The 15,923-nt window shown below is 66.3% G+C and carries 18 protein-coding genes and 1 tRNA gene; 11 read left to right on the top strand and 8 right to left on the bottom strand.

Going from position 1 to position 15,923, the window contains the following annotated elements:
- Nucleotide 1: 1 nt before the first annotated feature.
- A complete protein-coding gene (locus AB0F44_RS23855) occupies nt 2-2,278 on the bottom strand; it encodes an immunoglobulin-like domain-containing protein (protein ID WP_357359147.1) in 2,277 nt (758 codons plus the stop codon).
- 254 nt (nt 2,279-2,532) lie between these two features.
- Here AB0F44_RS23855 and AB0F44_RS23850 point away from each other — a divergent pair, with 254 nt between their 5' ends.
- Nucleotides 2,533-2,676 carry a hypothetical protein gene (locus AB0F44_RS23850; protein ID WP_357359146.1) on the top strand — a complete coding sequence of 48 codons (144 nt, stop codon included), beginning with the start codon at nt 2,533-2,535 and terminating at the stop codon, nt 2,674-2,676.
- 87 nt (nt 2,677-2,763) lie between these two features.
- Here the strand turns inward: AB0F44_RS23850 and AB0F44_RS23845 are convergent, their stop codons facing one another.
- The gene (locus AB0F44_RS23845) at nt 2,764-3,891 is read right to left on the bottom strand and encodes a hypothetical protein (protein WP_357359145.1); all 1,128 of its coding nucleotides are present in this window, start codon (nt 3,889-3,891) and stop codon (nt 2,764-2,766) included.
- Nucleotides 3,892-4,456: 565 nt separating this feature from the next.
- Here AB0F44_RS23845 and AB0F44_RS23840 point away from each other — a divergent pair.
- A complete protein-coding gene (locus tag AB0F44_RS23840; protein WP_357359144.1) occupies nt 4,457-4,801 on the top strand; it encodes a hypothetical protein in 345 nt (114 codons plus the stop codon).
- A 223-nt stretch (nt 4,802-5,024) separates the two neighbouring features.
- On the opposite strand, the gene AB0F44_RS23835 is transcribed toward AB0F44_RS23840, so the two are convergent.
- The 3 genes from AB0F44_RS23835 to AB0F44_RS23825 form a co-directional block, all read right to left on the bottom strand.
- The gene (locus AB0F44_RS23835) at nt 5,025-6,146 is read right to left on the bottom strand and encodes a hypothetical protein (protein ID WP_357359143.1); all 1,122 of its coding nucleotides are present in this window, start codon (nt 6,144-6,146) and stop codon (nt 5,025-5,027) included.
- Nucleotides 6,147-6,542: 396 nt separating this feature from the next.
- Nucleotides 6,543-7,334 (bottom strand): protein phosphatase 2C domain-containing protein, encoded by a 792-nt coding sequence (locus AB0F44_RS23830; protein ID WP_357359142.1) that lies wholly within the window; start codon nt 7,332-7,334, stop codon nt 6,543-6,545.
- Nucleotides 7,331-8,098 carry a GntR family transcriptional regulator gene (locus AB0F44_RS23825; RefSeq protein ID WP_357359141.1) on the bottom strand — a complete coding sequence of 256 codons (768 nt, stop codon included), beginning with the start codon at nt 8,096-8,098 and terminating at the stop codon, nt 7,331-7,333. Before AB0F44_RS23825 ends, AB0F44_RS23830 begins: the two co-directional genes overlap by 4 nt.
- Nucleotides 8,099-8,219: 121 nt before the next feature.
- Between AB0F44_RS23825 and AB0F44_RS23820 the strand changes: the two genes are divergently transcribed.
- The 8 genes from AB0F44_RS23820 (at nt 8,220) to AB0F44_RS23785 (ending at nt 13,805) form a co-directional block, all read left to right on the top strand.
- Entirely contained in the window at nt 8,220-8,684 is a 465-nt protein-coding gene (locus tag AB0F44_RS23820) for a plasmid replication, integration and excision activator (RefSeq protein WP_357359140.1), read from the top strand.
- Nucleotides 8,684-9,028: a hypothetical protein gene (locus AB0F44_RS23815; RefSeq protein ID WP_357359139.1), complete on the top strand. Its 345-nt coding sequence runs from the start codon at nt 8,684-8,686 to the stop codon at nt 9,026-9,028. The genes AB0F44_RS23820 and AB0F44_RS23815 overlap by 1 nt, the downstream gene beginning before the upstream one ends.
- Nucleotides 9,025-9,201 carry a hypothetical protein gene (locus tag AB0F44_RS23810; RefSeq protein WP_357359138.1) on the top strand — a complete coding sequence of 59 codons (177 nt, stop codon included), beginning with the start codon at nt 9,025-9,027 and terminating at the stop codon, nt 9,199-9,201. Before AB0F44_RS23815 ends, AB0F44_RS23810 begins: the two co-directional genes overlap by 4 nt.
- A 97-nt stretch (nt 9,202-9,298) precedes the next feature.
- A complete protein-coding gene (locus AB0F44_RS23805) occupies nt 9,299-10,600 on the top strand; it encodes an FtsK/SpoIIIE domain-containing protein (RefSeq protein WP_357359137.1) in 1,302 nt (433 codons plus the stop codon).
- Complete coding sequence (locus AB0F44_RS23800) at nt 10,597-10,860, top strand: hypothetical protein (RefSeq protein WP_357359136.1); 264 nt, start codon at nt 10,597-10,599, stop codon at nt 10,858-10,860. The genes AB0F44_RS23805 and AB0F44_RS23800 overlap by 4 nt, the downstream gene beginning before the upstream one ends.
- Nucleotides 10,857-12,488, top strand: a complete 1,632-nt coding sequence (locus tag AB0F44_RS23795) for a replication initiator (protein ID WP_357359135.1) — start codon at nt 10,857-10,859, stop codon at nt 12,486-12,488. Before AB0F44_RS23800 ends, AB0F44_RS23795 begins: the two co-directional genes overlap by 4 nt.
- 1 nt (nt 12,489) lies before the next feature.
- Nucleotides 12,490-12,666 (top strand): DNA-binding protein, encoded by a 177-nt coding sequence (locus tag AB0F44_RS23790; protein WP_357359134.1) that lies wholly within the window; start codon nt 12,490-12,492, stop codon nt 12,664-12,666.
- Nucleotides 12,663-13,805: a site-specific integrase gene (locus AB0F44_RS23785; protein ID WP_357359133.1), complete on the top strand. Its 1,143-nt coding sequence runs from the start codon at nt 12,663-12,665 to the stop codon at nt 13,803-13,805. Before AB0F44_RS23790 ends, AB0F44_RS23785 begins: the two co-directional genes overlap by 4 nt.
- A gap of 61 nt (nt 13,806-13,866) precedes the next feature.
- Here AB0F44_RS23785 and AB0F44_RS23780 read toward each other — a convergent pair.
- A tRNA-Thr gene (locus AB0F44_RS23780) sits at nt 13,867-13,939 on the bottom strand.
- A 13-nt stretch (nt 13,940-13,952) separates the two neighbouring features.
- A complete protein-coding gene (locus AB0F44_RS23775; protein WP_357359132.1) occupies nt 13,953-14,228 on the bottom strand; it encodes a hypothetical protein in 276 nt (91 codons plus the stop codon).
- An 11-nt stretch (nt 14,229-14,239) separates the two neighbouring features.
- Here AB0F44_RS23775 and AB0F44_RS23770 point away from each other — a divergent pair, with 11 nt between their 5' ends.
- Complete coding sequence (locus AB0F44_RS23770) at nt 14,240-15,166, top strand: LysR family transcriptional regulator (RefSeq protein WP_357359131.1); 927 nt, start codon at nt 14,240-14,242, stop codon at nt 15,164-15,166.
- 124 nt (nt 15,167-15,290) lie between these two features.
- Here the strand turns inward: AB0F44_RS23770 and AB0F44_RS23765 are convergent, their stop codons facing one another.
- Nucleotides 15,291-15,881, bottom strand: coding sequence for an excalibur calcium-binding domain-containing protein (locus AB0F44_RS23765; protein ID WP_357359130.1), 591 nt, complete (start codon nt 15,879-15,881; stop codon nt 15,291-15,293).
- Nucleotides 15,882-15,923: the final 42 nt, after the last annotated feature.

The following is a 15,923-nucleotide window of genomic DNA, read 5'->3' as shown; positions in this document are numbered from 1 at the left end:
CTCAGAACACGCGGTAGGCGGTGCGGATGCGGTCCAGCTCGGCCTTGGTCACCGGCAGAACGGTCCCGTGGCGGGGGCGGCTGGGAAGCTGGTAGTCGCTGGAGATCCGGAAGAAGCCTGACTCCAGGTCGGTGGTCTCGAACGGCACGTACCCGCGGCCGCCGAACTCGTCGATGAACAGGTACCACTTGTCCTCGGTGTTGGACTTGAAGATCGTCGGCCCCTCGCCGCGGTCGATGCCCGGGTTGTCGGCCGTCGCCTTGCCGATGCACTCCGCGACGAAGCTCCAGTCCAGGTCGAGCAGCGAGGTGGCCTTCTCCTCGACGATGAACTTGCTGCAGGGCGTGGTGGAGGTGTTGTTCCGCTCGTCCTTGGTGAACCGGTAGTAGGTCCCCTCGTGCTCGACGACGGTGGAGTCGATCACCGAGTAGCCCGGGTCGATCCACACCTTTGGCTCGCTGAAGGTCCGGAAGTCCCTGGTGGTCACGTAGACCATTCGGTTGTGGGTGTTGCCGGCATGCTCGGGGTCGGACTCGTCGTAGAGCTTCGAGGCCCAGAAGACGACGTACGCTCCGATCCCCTCGTCGTAGTAGGCCTCGGGCGCCCACGTGTTCCCGGCCTGCGGCGAGGACACGCGGACGTGTCGCTGCTCGGACCAGTTCACGAGGTCTGTGGACTCCCAGATCTCGATGTAGCGGCTCCCGCTTCTCTGGGCGGCGTCCCAGTCACCGTTGCCGTAGATCTTGAGGTCGGTGGCGATCAGGTAGAACTTGTCGCCCTCCGGGGAGCGGATGATGAACGGGTCGCGTACGCCCTTGTCGCCGTGCTGCGACCGCAGCACCGGCTGTCCGCCATTGAGCTCGTCCCAGTGGAGCGGGTCATTGCCCCTGCTCGCGGCGAGGTAGACCTGCTCTCCGTCGGCCGTCCCCTCGCCGGTGAAGTAGGCGAAGGAGTAGCCCTCGAGCGGCTCCTGCTTCGGCAGCGGCAGGACCGTCAGCCGGAACTGCCGCTTCTCCTTGACCTTGCCGAGGCTCACCGTGGCATTGAGTGCCAGGCGGACGGCCTTCTCGCCGTACGCCGGCCGGTCGACCTCGCCGGTCGGGGTCACGACGGCGGGCTCGCTGGACGCCCAGCTGACGGTCGTGCCGTGCAGACCCTGGGTCGGCAGGGTGATGTTGCCGCGGATCCCGTCGGCTTCCCAGACCTTGAGCGCGGAGGCGGCGCGGGTGACCTTCTCCTCGTCGCTGATGTCGGCCGGCACGTTGACGGTGAACTCCTCGGCCTGGCTGGCCGAGCCGTGGGTTGCGGTGGCGGTGAGCGTCACGGTGGCGTCGGGGCTGCCGTAGGGCGGGCGGGTGACGGCACCCGTGGGGGAGACGACGGTGGGGTCGGAGGAGGCCCAGGTGAAGGTGGAGCCGTTCGGGCCGCTGCTCGGGAGCGAGAGGTCGCTGACTACGCGGGAGGTGTCGCCCAGGTCGAGCCAGGCGAGGTCTCGCTCGACGCGCTGCTCGTCGGTGACGTGGCCCAGCTCGTGGACCTCTGCTGCCGTCAGCGCGCGGTCGTACATCCGGAAGTCGCGCAGCTGACCCTTGAGATGACGGTCGCCGCTGTAGACGGATCGGCCGAGATAGTTCGCGGTCGTGACCCCGTTGCCGATCTGACCGGGCGTGATGGTCACGCCGGTGCGGCGGGCGACCTCGACACCGTCCTCATAGAGCACCGCGGTGCCGTCGGCGAGCGTGTAGCTGATGGTCTTCCAGGTGTCGCGGACCAGGTTGCGGCCGGCCGTCACCGTCTGCTCGGTGCTCCAGTTGCCGGTGGCGATCGACGTCCGGTAGGCGTTGCCGGTCGTGAACAGGTAGCCGTTGCCCGAGCCGTTGGAGCCGGTGTTGCCGAGTCCCCAGATGAAGTAGGGAGTGGCCTGGTCCGCTGCGATCTTCACCTCGAGCGAGACGGTGATCGCCGTCAGGCCGGCCATCACGTCGTTGGGCAGCCTGACGTGCCCGTTGGTACCGCCGAGGGACAGCCCCTCGCCCCCGAGCCAGGTCGCGTCACCGGCCAGGGTGCCGTTGCGACCGGCACCCGACTCGTCGACGACCGTGGTTCCCGTGGTCTGGTCGAAGGGATAGTGGACGACGAGCCCTACGTCGCTCGCGCCCTGCGCCGGCGCGGTGGTCACCAGGCTGGCCAGAATCAGGGGCAACGACGCAAGCGCCGCAAGGGTGCGCCCGAGATGCTTCCGGCGCGGGTTGTGGGGGGTCATGTTCGACTGGTCCATCTGCGCTCCAGGGTCAGCTTTGGACAAACGCCGGGCTACTCATGTGTGACTGCGATCACATGAATGTGAGCGCTAACATAACCAGGGGGCTGAGGCTGTCGTCAAGAGCCGCCGGGAAGTCCCGTGAGCGGTCCCGCCGACTGCTCCCCGACGGCGCGGCGGACGAGAACGAAGGAAACCCCCGCCGTTCCTACCGTGTTCTGGCTGTTCAGACTCGCGTACCCGATGAATTCGGATCCGTTCAACAACGATGTATGGCTTCACCGCAGGCAGATGGCGGCTGGGTCTCGTACGCCGGGGCGCGCGGAGCCACCACGCCGTTCGACGAAACACGGCTGTCCGATCAGGGTGGGACTCCTGCGGCGCTCCCGCCCGACTGCGAAGGCGAGGTCAACTGACGCAGTGTGGCAATACGACCCAACCACGCGGGACACCCGTCAAGGAGTCACGCGCCGGGATTCGTCTACAAGGTCGCGACGACGGTCTCAGCGTGCGATGTCCTGGACCATCACGGCAACGCTCGGCCACAGAGTCCGGAGGGTTCCGCATCCGTCCTCCTCCACCTGTACGGCGCCGTCCTCACCTCGACGGTTTCGACAGATCAACAGCTCGGCTCCTGCTGATGACACCGCGAACGGGATCGGCGGGATCGAGTCCCAACGATGCTCATCGAAGGTCGGGTCAAGTTCCACGGGCCCTCGTTTCGGACGTTCAGCCCGCTCCTCGGGAGACGGCGGGCGGCCCATCTGTGGTGGCGTCCCGAGCCGTTCGATCCCGGCGAGGATCTCCTCGCTGGTGAACGGGCGATAGCCACCCGGAAGAACTCGGTACGCCGCCGGCCCGGTCGCACCGTCACAAAGCCTCATCAGGTCAGCGAGCTGGGACGGCACCCGTCGCCACCCATCACGCAGGGAGCCCAGCGCATCGCCCGGTGCGGGAGGTCGCAGTGTGGCGTACGCCTCAGGGTCCGCTCGCCGCAGCCGCTCCATGGCCTGCCGCCAGGACAAGTCGGACCAAGATGTCGCATCATCGGCAGAGTCCCACCACATCTCGCCGTCCCCGCCGAGCACCGGGACGTAGTCAGAGCCGCCGAGCCCACCGCTCACCGGGCTTCCCGTCTCCAGACCGTCCGCGACCTCCTCGAGCATGGCGAGAAGACTCGGCCACACCTGCTTCCCGACATGGCCGAACTCGTACTCGACGACCTTCACTGCGCCTCGATCGTCTCCGTCACCGTGCTCGATCACCAGCGTCGCGCCACAGCCATCGACGGCGAACTCGATCCAGTCGAGCTCATCCGGGATGCCACCGGCCCAGTCTCGGACACCGTCGAGGAGCTCGAAGCGACGAACCTTCGATGCCGGCATCAGGCTGACGCTCGGCGCCAACAGGACTCCGGCGTTGAGTTCACCATCCACGACGGTGAGCAATGTCGCGAGCTGCGGGTCCAGATCGAACTTCGCCACTAGGTCGTTGATCACCTCGGCAGGAGCCGGCGGTCGGGCCATGCCCAGGTTGTACGGCGCCCACTCCTCCAACCACGCTCTGATGCGCTCCCAGGCAGCAGTGACCTCGGGAACGAACGGCACTTGCACGGAGGACTCGGAAGGCATGGCGCGCATCATTGCAGGCACCACCGACATCAACGTTTGTGCAGCGAAGAACCTCAGAGGCACGAGGCCTACCAAGCACGATCGGGTGGAGTCCGGGGCCACAAACCGGCGAGGCAGGCGAATGACAAACAACAAACCCGGCCTTCGCAGCCGTGTTCTGGCTGTTCAGGACCGGGTTTTGGTCGGAGCCGCCTGTCGGAATCGAACCGACGACCTTCTCATTACGAGAGCGTTCCTGGCGCTAGCTGCGGTCTTCTGCGCGCTCGTGACGTCGTTGCATCCGTTGCGTTCCTCCAACCCGATCTCAGGTCGGGGGGCCACCGGGGGGACACGATTCTGGAGCACATCCCAAGTCCGTATCGCGGGGGCGGAGCGTCACTCTGTCCGGCAATTGGCCCCATTGGCGGGGGCCTGGGGGCTCGCCCCCACGCTGCCCAACCTCACCGTGCCTCGAGGTGACGCGGGGTGTGTCCCTGCCGGCAGCAACCCCTCCTCCTCCCTCGTCATCAGCCAACAACCTGTAATTGCGACCGGCCCGATGTCGCCCTCCTCTACCGTTGCGTGCATGAGTCGCGTGAAGAACCCGCAGGAGAAGAAGCGGCTGAGCCTCGAGCGCGACCGACGTCCGAACTACGGCAACAACGACAAGGCTGCTCGCAAGGCGGTTCCGCGTCGGAAGGCTGGGGTGAACCGCGCGAACCGTCGTGCTGACGCTGTTGCCTTGTCTGATGCGATCGGTGCTCCGGATGACGAGGTCGAGGCCGGGGTCGAGGATGCGGTTTTGGGCCGGCGGCGGAAGGTCTGGCGGAAGTTCCCGGATCTGCGGCTGAGGACGAAGGTCGCGGAGAAGCTGGGCGATGAGGAGTACGTCGATCCGGAGTTCGGTCAGCGAGGTCCGCGCGGGCGGTGATCGGCTCGGGTTGGAGAGTGAGCGCTTGGTCTACGGACTGGGCGCTCTTCTTCATTTGCGCGGCACGTAGGGGGACCGGCCGCCAGGCCGCACGCCCCCGGAGGCCGCGCTCGCGGCCGAAGGCCGCCTTGAGTCAGTAGAGAAAGTTCTCACAAGAGAGCACAGCCCGAGTGCCCGAGTGCCAGTGTTGAGGTGGTGACAGATATGCCCGTGTGTGGCTTGGTCAACTGCTGCTACCGGGATTGCCGGGCTTCATCACGTTGGCAAGAGCTATCAACCCAGTCAGTGACTCTTCCGCCTGATGGCCCTGCGTGCCCGTCGTGAGATGTGCCTGCAGCACTAGTTGACCCATGGTCGTCATGAAGCGCTGTCGCTCGGCGTCATCACTGATCTGGTTGCTGTACGTGATCATCGTGCCCATCGCGATCGAGAGGTCACTAGCCCGTTGGCGGGCGAGATCACGGGATCGTGCGCGCGCAAGCAGGACTCCTGCCACCGTTGCCAAGGCCGCCGTTGAGCCGGCATGCGCACCGAACAGTGCGCCGGTCGAGTAGTCCGGTCCGCGTCCGAGGTAGTGCAGAAGGAGTGGCGCTACGGCAACTGCCGCAGCGGCGGCCAAAACCACGAGTCCCGACACCCACGCGGTTTTCGACTCCTTCTTGTTGCTATTTGCATCCTTCGTGAACAAGGCTCCGGTGGCTTCGGACGTGACGGTCGTGACCATGAGTTGGGCTTGCTTCGCGCGGGTTTCCAGATCACTTTCAGCCTTCCCCATCGCGACGAGATGCGCCGCGGCCGCGGTGCCGACCTCGGCCTCCGCCGCTTTCGCGCGGTTCAATGCAGCGCTGATTTCTCCAGCTTGGTTGCGCGCCGATTCGCTCATGGCGACCCACTCTTGGTCGGTCACGGGAAAGACGCTGCGGAGGCCCATAAGGCGCACACCTTCTGCGGCTCGACCTTGAGCGATGAGGTTCCACCCTGAGTTGACAGGATCGAAGCCCGACCACACTGGCCCGGGGTGGTTGATGAGATCCAGAGCCGACTCAATGCCGTCAGGAAACGACGTCGCGTTTCCGACCATGGTGCTGAACAGGTTCGCCGAAGCCCAAGGCATTCCCAGCTCGGCGGCTCTCTTGGCGTATGGAATGCCCTTAGCCATCTCGGGAACGCCTCGCTGCATGTACAGCCAAGAAAGGAAGGAAAGCGCCCAGGGGCGTTCTGCGCCTGCCAGCGGACGCAGTCTCTCCATTGCCCCTTCTTGGGCCCCCTCCTGCCACTCCTTGAAGACTTCGAGTGCGGTACTGACCTCGTCGGCGGTTGGCTCGTCTAACTCAAGACCTGGCATCGTCGCAGGCTATGAAGGCCCGACACATGCCCGCGGCGGATGCGTAGCGCGCGTCATCAATCTTGATGATCGACAAATCGCAGCAGATTCACCGGTACCGATCATTCCAAATGTTGATGTCGCTTCGCGCTGGCCGAAGCTCGTTAACTGGTAGCCAGGCGTGCCGGATCTCCGGTGCGGCGTAGGTGGTGTCGACCCAGATCACCCAGGCGCGCCACCTGCCCTTGTACAACTCCCACTTGAGGACGAGGCCGGGCATGGGTGGCGGATAGTTCCGACGTTGGCGATGCACCCAGACGTGTAGCCAGTGCCTGGGAGTGGGCCAGGCGTCGTTCTTGGGAGGGTTGGCCGACACACGTCAGGATATCGAACGTATGTTCGTATCGCGATCTCGCCCTAGTTGCCGAGCTGCTCCGTCGCAGAGGACACGAAGTGACACAGGACGGCGGTCGCGTCGTCGTGTCGCTTTCCGCGAGATGCGCCCGCCCCTGCCTCGTCAGCTTCTCTGGTGCGGCGCACCAACTCCACCGGCCCGGACTCAAGGATGCGGAAGAGGTCTTCCCAGCTCTGCTTGTGCCGCTCGACGAGCGTCGCGGCTCCGTCAGTCAGCACCACAGCAGCTTGGACCGGCTGCGCAGCAAGAGAGACGCTGCCGGCGACAGCATGACGGGCCGCTTCAGGCTTGGTGCTGGCGACCCAGAATCCCTCGGGGGTGTTCCGAACCGCGCCGATTCCGGCGACCGAGTAGTCGTCGAGGTGATCGAGCCGGTCGTCAGTGATCGGCAGCACGCCTCCATCGGCCATGTGGAACACGACCGACGAGTCTGCGAGGGCGAGATAGTCGATACGGTCCCCGCGCAGTCGAAGCAGGGCAACCGTTGACGAAGGGCTGTTTGGGTCCTCGAGGTCACAGGTGTCCGCGTGCGCGTCGCACACCTGCTGAATCGCGCGCTCGAGGATCGCAGACAGGCTCCAGGTGCTCGGCGTTGCCAGTCCTTCGGCGAGACGCAGGCCGAGTTGGCGGACAAGCCACGGCACGTCGTGGATGCATCCGTTCTTGAGGCCCGGAACAGGCGACGCGCCGTCGAGCACGATCACGAAGTCGTTGCCGACGAGCACGAAGTCCTCGTTGTGCTCATGAGTCGGTGACGTCTCGGTGTAGCTCTGTGCGCTAAGACGGATGCTCACTCAGGGGCCTCAAACTCGTAGGCGAAGGTGTGCCGATCGCTAGCAAGTACGGATCGGAACACCTCGACTGGACCCGACGCAGAGTACGCGATGCGGTGTAGCTCGATGACCGGAACACCAGGGTGTAGGTGAAGGCCTTTGGCCTCTTCTGGCGTGGGCGGCCTCGCCTGGAGCTCCTCGCGGAATCGCTCGATTCGGTGGCCTGCCTCGTCGAGTCGGGCGTACGACCCACCCGGGCCGGAGTCCTCGGTGGTGATCGCGGTTCCTTCGACGATCTCGGGTAGGTAGTAGCTGTCTGCGAGCTGCGTTGGGTCATCGGCGAGCCATGTGCGCCGGCGGCGTACGAAGACGTCCGCGCCAGGCTCGATCTCGTACCACCCCGCAACCCACGCCGGCGCGGGGACAGTGCCCAGCTCGAGCACTTCTTGCGACCAGCTCATGCCGGCCGCCTCAGCCTCTGCCTGGAATGGCGCCTGCCCGCGATCGCGAACACGCCTCGCGTAGCGATCGGAACCCAGACGGACCATGTGCGGCCGGCGACGGACGAAGACACCGCTACCCGTCTTGCTGTCGACGAGACCCTCGGCGCGCAGAGCCCCGACTGCCTGACGCGCTGTCTGGTAGGCGACGCCGTAGCGCTCCATCAGCTGCGCGGTCGAGGGGATGCGCGCTCCCTCGGGGAGTTCGCCGGAGCGGATCTCCTGTCGGAGGTCTGCGGCGATCTGCTGTGAGGGCGATGCGTCCCCGGCTCGGTTCACGGACATGGAACCAATTCTTGCACCTAACTAGACAGGCCGCCTAGGCGGTGCTACCTTCGATCTATACCTAACTAGTTAGGTGCCTAGGTAGCGGGAAGGGCTCGCTGCCACAACCAAGGAGACAGTCATGGCGATGAAGCAGCGTTTCGCAGTCCAGCACAGCGACGTGTTCCCCCAGGGAGCGTTTCTCAAGGGCGAGGTTGAGCCGGTCCTCGACTTCCAGGCCGGCAAGCGAGCCGATGGGTCGATGCCCCAGCAGCTCGAGAAGGAGACCGGCCTTCCGATGTGGCAGGTCGTGATCCTCGACGCCGACGACACGGCGGGGAAGAAGGACACCGCGATCACGGTCAAGTTCCTGGCCAAGCACCAGCCCGTCCCGCCGGCCAACGACACCCCGTTCCCCTGGACCCCGGTCGAGTTCGTCGGCCTAACCGCACTGCCGTACGTGGAGTACACGGGCGGGAAGAACAAGGAGAACCAGGACCGGACCCGGATCACCTGGTCCTACCGCGCCGAGTCGATGGTGAAGCCTGGCGAGAACCCCGCACGCAAGCCCGCTGCCGGTGCTGCCGCTAGCTCAAAGGCCGCGTGATGAGTGCCGTCACCGCCTCCGACAAGCCCGCGGGGATCGTGCTGACTGCGGTGAGCCGTCGTTTTGCTCTCGTCGATGCCCCGGCGCTGACGGACTCGAAGGGCAAGACCTTCTACGCCGCGGTGCTGCTGGTCGAGGAGTACGCCGACGATGCGGTGGCGGTGACGATCTCGGGGCAGATCTTCGACGAGATCGGCCCGGTCGACCGCAGCTCGTCCATGCGCTGGCTCGACGGCGAACGGTTCGCAGGCGGTATCGCCAAGGGCATTCCCGCTCTCGCGACCGCTCCCGGCTGGGTGGTCGACCTCGTCGAGGACGTCCTGATTCCTAGGGACGCAGCGTGAGCGTCTACCTGGTGTGGATCGGCGATGGGTCCGACCCCGCGCACTTCGCCGGACTCAACGCCGACCTCACCCTCTGCGGCCAGCCCAACGCCGGCAGCTCCTGGACCTGGGACTACCCCGACCTCTCAACCCCGGTGTGCCCGACCTGCCGCGCCAAAGCGGCCGGCCTGTGAGCACACCCCACATTCGCCCGCCGGCCGTCATGGAAGGGAAGCCGTGGCGGCCGGCGGGATCCAGCAACACCAACAACACGAACGGAAGGAGTACGTGATGAACGAGACGATCCTCTACAGCCTCGGCGGCCTGGTTGCCCTGGCAATCGCGGTCCTGGTCGTGATCAAACCGACCCGACCCCTCACGCTGGCTGCCCTGGGGTGGCTGGCCTCGATCGGCCGGCGCGCCTGGTGGTGGCTGCGGTTCCGCCTCACCTGGAAGTCAGTCGCCCGGGAGGCCGGTCTGTCCAAGCGGCGGACCAAGCGTGTGAAGCGCTTCGGGATCGGACAGGAGTCGATCGAGAAGTGGCGCGATCCTCGCCTCAAGCGAGTGAAGACCTCCCGGCACTCGGTGACCCTCAAGGTCCGCACTCGCCGGGGCCAGGCCCTGGCCGACCTCGAGGCCTTCGCCCCCAAACTGGCGGCGACCTACAGCGCAGACGCCTACCGGGTCTACCCCGCCAAGCGCCGGGCCGGGTCAACGGTGATGTTCGAGCTAGTGATGCGGGATCTGATTAAGACCCCCACTGTCGCGGCGATGCCTGACCCGCGGATGCAGACCGAAACCGTCCGACTCGGCCGCCGGCAATCCGGCAAGCCCTTCGACCTCCAGATCGAGCAGCGCCACACGGTCGCGGTGGGTGCCTCCGGCTCCGGGAAGGGCTCGATCCTGTGGGGCGTTGTCGGGTCCCTGGCTCCCTCGATCGCGGTTGATGCAGTCCGCGCCTACGGGATCGACCTCAAGGGCGGCATGGAACTCACGATGGGCGCCCCACTGTTTACCAAGATCGCCGTCACGGGTGAGCAGGCAGTCGAGATGCTGCGCGACTTCGTGGCGATCGCTGACGCACGCACCGAGGAACTACGCGGCTACTCCCGCAACCACAAGCCCGGCCCGGGTGACCCGCTCTACCTCCTGGTCATCGATGAGCTGGCCTCGCTGACCGCCTATGCGGATCGGGAGGTGAAGCAGGAGGCCGAGCGGCTGTTGAAGCGGCTTCTTTCCATCGGCCGCGCCGTGGGCGTCGTGGTGGTGGCGTTCGTGCAGGACCCGCGTAAGGAGGTCATCGACATGCGTGGCCTGTTCACTCAGACCATCGCGCTGCGGCTGCGCTCGGTCATGGAGACCAACATGGTCCTCGGTGACGGCATGGCACCCTTCGCGCCGGCACACCGGATCTTGAAGGCGGCGCAGGGCACGGCCTGGATCATCGACGAGGACGGCTCCACCGACCGGATCAGGGCCGACTACTGGTCTGATGACCTGATTCGCCGGGTTGCCTCGCTCTACCCGGCAGACCCCACGGCTGCTCCTGGTGCGATCGCTCCGGAGCCTCCCGCGCTGGGTGGTGCGGCATGAGTACCCCGGCCTGGATGGAGCACGCCGCGTGCACGACTCGGGAAACTCGCGGTCTGCCCTGGACCACCGACGAGATCGAGACCCCCTCGGTTCTGGTCGAGCTGATGCAAGAGACCTGCGCCGGCTGCCCGGTCCGCCTCGCCTGCACCGCCTACGCCCGCACCGCGACCGGTGGCTGGTGGGCCGGCATCGACCGCGCCGCCGAGCCTGAGGACCTGCTCGACCTGCTCGACGTGATGCCGCTGGATGGTGCGGCGTGACCGTCTCGACCTTGGATGCGCCGGGCATCCACAGTGACGCGTCGTCCTCGACCTCGGGCTCGTTCCCTGGGTACGGGGAGGATGCGCCGCTGGATCTGTCCGGACTCACCCCGGCCGCCTTCAACGCAGTTGGCGCCCGGCTCCTCGACGGCTCCTTCGACGCCTGGGCCGAGACCGCAGCCGCGGTGAAGTACTGCGCTCACCCGATCCGGCTCTCTGGGTCCTCGACGACGATTGATGCCCGTAGCGGGGAGCTTGTCGGCACGTTCTCGTCCGCGAATGCCCCGCTCGGGGTGCTCTACCGTCCCTGTGGCAACCGCCGCGCTGACGTGTGCCCGTCCTGCTCGAGGACGTATGCCCGCGACACCTACGCGATGATTAACGCCGGCCTGGTCGGCGGGAAGACGATCCCCGTCACGGTGGCAGACAACCCGCTGCTGTTCGTCACCTTCACCGCGCCCTCCTTCGGACACGTCCACGGACCTCGCCCGAAGAACGGGCAACCGGTTGGCGGACGGTGTCGGCCACGCTCCGCCAGGGCCGGACAGCCCCTGACCTGCGAACACGGCCGCCCCCTCGGGTGCATGGCAGTCCACGACCCCGACGACTCCGCCAATGGCGCGCCACTGTGCCACGAGTGTCACGACACTGACAGCGCGGTTGTCTGGCAGTGGCACGCCCCGGAGCTGTGGCGACGAACCACCATCGCGCTCCGCCGTGCCCTGGCGCACAACCTCGGCGTGACCGAGACCCGTCGCAAGCCCACCAAGAAGAACCCGACCCCTCCGCCATGCCTGGCCGATGTCGCCTCTGTGCAATTCGCCAAGGTGGCCGAGTACCAAGCCCGCGGCCTGGTGCACTTCCACGCCCTCATCCGGCTGGACGGTCCCGATGGTCCCGGGTCGCCGGCACCGCTGGACGGTCGCACCCTTGGCCGGCTCCTGGAGAAGGCCGCCGCCGAGGTCCTGCTCGAGGCACCCCCGGTCGACGACGATGACGTGGCCCGGGTCCTGTGCTGGGGTAAGCAGCTCGACGTCCGGGTCGTACGCGACACCAACCGCACCGACGACCCTGACGGGCCGCTAACGCCTGGGCAGGTCGCCGGCTATCTCGCGAAGTACGCCACCAAGGATGCCAACTCGATCCGAGCTGATCGGCCGGTTGAGCACATCGCCGGATTCGCCTCGAGGTGTCGACAGCTCAGCGCTCGAGCACGGGAGCACTACGGCCCTCACGTCGATGCCAACGGGGCGCCGGCCAACCCGTACCAACTCCTGGGGAAGTGGGCGCACATGCTCGGCTTCCGGGGCCACTTCTCCACCAAGTCCCGGCGCTACTCCGTCACCCTCGGCCAGCTCCGCCGCGCCCGCGCCAAGTACCGCGACCTGGTCGCCACCGCCGAGCACGACGAAGACGCACGTAAAGCCCTGCTCGACCTCGGGGAGCTGGAGGCACGGCTCCTGGCTGACGACACCGAGACAACCCTCGTCATCGGCAAATGGACCTACCAAGGCACCGGCTGGACGAACCCCGGCGACGAGACCCTCGCACTCGCCGCCGCCGCTCGAGCGCGTGAGTACGAGCAATGGAAAGCCCAGACCAAGCACACCAACCAGAAGGGGAAGTGAGATGGATGAGAAGTTGCTGACCTCTGAGGAGGTCGCGGAGTGGATGCAGGTTGCTCCCTCCACGCTGTGCCGCTGGCGCCAGACCGGGAATGGACCCCGGGTCATCTGGCTGTCGCCGTCGACACCCCGTTACCGGCCTAGCGATGTGCTGGCCTGGGTCGAGAAGGCTGCGGCATGAGCGTCTCGAAGATGCCCAACGGGCGGTGGCGCGCTCGGCTGAAGAATGGCCGGGCCAACGTCACGAGCAAGGTATTCGACACCCAACGGGAAGCCAAGGCCTGGCTTGCTCGGGAACGCGCTGCACTCGCCGGCGGAGTCGACCCCCGGGCAGGCAAACGTCGTGTACGTGATCTGGTCGCTGAGTGGCTGCCGATTCGGAAGGGGACCGTTGCGGTCAAGACGTTCCGGGCAGATCAGGACGTCGAGCGGCTCACGCCCACGAGCATGCTCAACATGCAGGTGGCGAGCATCTCCGAGCGTGAGGTTGCCCGGGTCTTCGAACGACTCCTGGCCGATGGTCTGGCCGAGTCGTCGGTGGTCCGGTACCGGGCAAGTCTGTCGGTCTTCTTCGCCTGGTGTGTCCGGGAGAAGTACATCGTGAGCAACCCCGTCGTCGGGGTCACGGTGCCGAAGCAGTCCGAGGAGAGAGAGGAGATGAACCCGTTCACCGAAGACGAGCTCGAGGAAGCGTACGAGGTCTGGAAGCAGAGGAATCAGCGCCTCGCGGACATCTTCCTGGTGCTCGCCTGGACTGGCTTGCGCTGGGGTGAAGCAAGAGCGGTCAAGGTGTCGGATCTGATGGAGGTCCCTACTCCGGGGCTGCTGGTCCGTCGTTCCCAGCCGGAGGGGATCGAGACGAAGTCGACCAAGGGCCGGCGCTCACGTCGGGTTCCTCTGGCCAACCGGGTGCTCCCGATCGTGCTGGAGATGGCGGAAGGCAAGAAGGCCGGCGATCTTCTGTTCACCACTGACGCCGGTTCGACGATGCATCGGACCCCGATCATCCGCTCACTGAAGTGGGAGGAAAACGGGCAGGGTCGCCGGATCCATGACCTCCGCCACACGGCAGCGTGCCTGTGGCTGTCTCGTCGCGTCGACCCCGGGATCGTGCAGGCGTGGATGGGTCACGAGTCGATCGCGACCACGAATCTCTACCTCCACTTCCTCGGCAACGGGGCCCATGAGTACGGGCTCGACCGGCTGAACGAGGAGCGGAAGCCGCGCCCCAAGAAGGGCCGCAAGAAGGGGCCTGGAACGGGCTCTGAGGAGGGTCCGGGGGCCACCGGGGGGACACAAGAGCGGGAGGCAGGCGAATGACAAACAACAAACCCGGCCTTCGCAGCGATGTTCTGGCTGGTCAGGACCGGGTTTCTGTCGGAGCCGCCTGTCGGAATCGAACCGACGACCTTCTCATTACGAGTGAGACGCTCTGCCGACTGAGCTAAGGCGGCGTACCGTCATCCGTTACCGCATGAAGCGGTCCTGGTTGAGCGGACCGGATGAGTGTACCGAGACTGCGCGCTCGACACTAAAACGGTGCGCCTCGACCTGCTCGTCGATGCTGATGCGGGTGGGCTTGCCCTTGCCGATGAGGCGGCCCAAGCGGCGTACGCCGTGCTTCATTGTTGCTTTGCTCTTCTCTGAACGTGGGTCAACCACCGACTGCGGATACAGGGGTGGTGATTCAATGATGACCGCTGGCGATTCATAGAGGTAGACGATCTTTCCTTGGAAAGTCATAGGATGTCTCTATGTTGTCGCTGCACCAGCTCCGCGTGTTCCTCGCGGTCTACGAGCATGGCTCGCTGACCGCGGCGGCCGAGGAGCTCGGGTATGCGCAGCCGTCGATCTCGGAGCAGGTCAGAAGCCTGGAGCGTACGCTCGGCGTCCAGCTCTTCCTGCGCGTCGGGCGCGGGGTGGTGCCGACCGGCGTGGCCGACGAGCTGAGGCCGCACGCCGAGCGTTCGGTCGCCGCCGCCGAGGACGCACGCAAGGCAGTGCAGGCGGTGAAGCAGTTCGAGACCGGAACGATCCGGTTCGGGATGTTCGGGATCGCTCGGCTTTACGGCGGGGCCGGACTGGTGGCCGATGTGCTCGACCGATACCCGGGCGTACGCGTCGAGCTGATCGGGCAGAACTCCACCGAGGTCCAGGACGACCTGCGGCGCGGACGGCTCGAGGCGGCGATGCTGCTCGTCGGCAGCGTCTCCGGTCCGGGGCTGAAGGTCACCCCCGTGGCCCGCGACGAGCTCGTCTACATCTCGGCCGACCCGGCCCACCTGGCCACGCCGGTCACACCGCACCGGCTCTCGCTGGCCACGCTGGTCATGTCCGACACGAGCTGGAGCTCCGAGGACCCCACCCGGGTCACCATCCGCAACCTGCTCCACGAGACGGGGCGCAACCCACCCAGCCGGATCGAGGTCGAGGACATCGAGACGGCAGTCGAGCTGGTGGGGATGGGGTACGCCGACAGCGTCATCGCCAAGGGAGCAGCCGAACAGCTGCTCCCCCGGCTGGCACCGAAGGCCGGCTGGGTGTCACTGCGACCCCGGACGTACGACACGTTCGCCATCGTCCATCGCACCGACGCCACCCTCTCCCCCGCCGCCACGTTGATGATCGACCTGGCCACGAAGCGGATCCAGGCCATCGCGGACCCGGTCCACCGGCGCTAGCTGTTCCTCCATCGAGGTATGCAGCCGAAGGCTCACATCCCGTGCGGAGTTCCGCTAGGGATGTGAGCCCCGGCCTACATACCCTTCGACAAGCTCAGGACACCGCCTTGACGAAGGCTCCGGGTCACTCGCAGCCGTAGCCGTCGTTGTCCCGGTCGAGAGCCCACGGGTCGGAGCTGTTGTTGACCCGGACAGGCTTCTTGTAGGCGGGGATCTCGCCGCAGTCGCGGTCGTTGGTCGTGGTGGCGTTGAAGACCTGCTCGCCGTTGGCGTAGCTGTAGTCCAGACCCGAGACGCGCTTCTTCAGGTAGAAAGACGCGGACACGTCGGGTCTCCGGTTGGCGTCGCCGGCGAACTTCCAGCGGTAGTAGCGGCTGACCTTCGGCGTCACGATCACGGCGCACTTGCCGTACCTGTTCGTCACGCACGAGGTCACGCTCATCCAGCGGCCGCTGGCCCGCTTCTGCAGGTGGATGCGCTTGCCCTTGATCGGGTTGCCGCCCGCGGTCAGCTTGCCGACGGGGCGGTAGGACCTCGTCCCGTACTTGGGGGCGGAGACCTTGACGACCTTGGTGATGACCTTGGCGACGGTCCCCGGGGGCGTGGTGGCGTGGGCGGGCTGGCTGATGACGGGGGCTACCGCGATCGCCAGGGAGGCGATGGCGGTGGCAGCGAAGACCTTCGTCGTCGAACGGATTCGCTGGTTGATGATCACGTGCTCGTGACCCTTCCTCTCGAAGTGATGCTTCCGGCTGAG

Origin of the sequence: Nocardioides sp. NPDC023903 (assembly GCF_040639295.1) — a bacterium.
Taxonomy (GTDB): domain Bacteria; phylum Actinomycetota; class Actinomycetes; order Propionibacteriales; family Nocardioidaceae; genus Nocardioides.
The sequence above is the reverse complement of the archived record's forward strand: the minus strand, read 5'-3'. Positions and strand labels throughout refer to the sequence as shown.